Genomic DNA, 689 nt, shown 5'->3' with positions numbered 1-689 from the left:
TGGATTTGCAACAAAAAACTGGACAATAAATTAAGCACATTTAGATTGGTTTTGTTTATTAAATTGTTCGGGTGTCATGTAGCCTAGTCTTGAATGTTTTCTTTGCCTGTTATACCAAATCTCTATAAATTCAAACAGTTCATTTTTTGCATGAAGAATACTTTTAAAATAACTAAGCTTAACCAGTTCTGACTTTAGTATTTTAAAGAAATTTTCGGCTACGGCATTATCCCAGCAATTACCTTTTCTGCTCATACTCTGAATTACACCTTTCCTTTTAAGTTCTTCTGAGAATAAAAAGGAGGCATACTGCACCCCTCGGTCAGAATGGAATATAAGTTTTTTATTAATGCTTCTATTAGTTAAGGCCATTCTCCAGGCCGGAATAGTAGTTTTACAGGTAGTCATGGAAGTACTTAGAGACCATCCAATGATCTTTCTATCATATAAATCCATCACCATAGTTAAATATAGCCAACCTTGCCCAGTAGGTATATATGTAATGTCAGATACCCATTTTTGCCCTGGAGCATCGGCATTAAAGTTCCTTTGTAATAAATTTTGCGCTACGGGATAGTTATGATTAGAATCTGTAGTATTTCCTTTAAATTTTTTACTAATAATACTCTTAATGCTATGATTACGCATGATCCTAGCTACTCTAGGGCGAGAGATATACCACCCCTGGT

1 protein-coding gene is annotated in these 689 nt (G+C 34.5%); it reads right to left on the bottom strand.

Annotated elements, in window-relative coordinates:
• Positions 1-30: 30 nt before the first annotated feature.
• Positions 31-689, bottom strand: a 659-nt coding sequence (locus JL102_RS23385) for an IS3 family transposase (protein ID WP_202246894.1), incomplete at its 5' end; no start/stop codon positions are given.

It is taken from the genome of Fulvivirga sediminis (genome assembly GCF_016757215.1).
Taxonomy (GTDB): domain Bacteria; phylum Bacteroidota; class Bacteroidia; order Cytophagales; family Cyclobacteriaceae; genus Fulvivirga; species Fulvivirga sediminis.
This window is presented reverse-complemented; position numbering and strand designations above follow the sequence as displayed.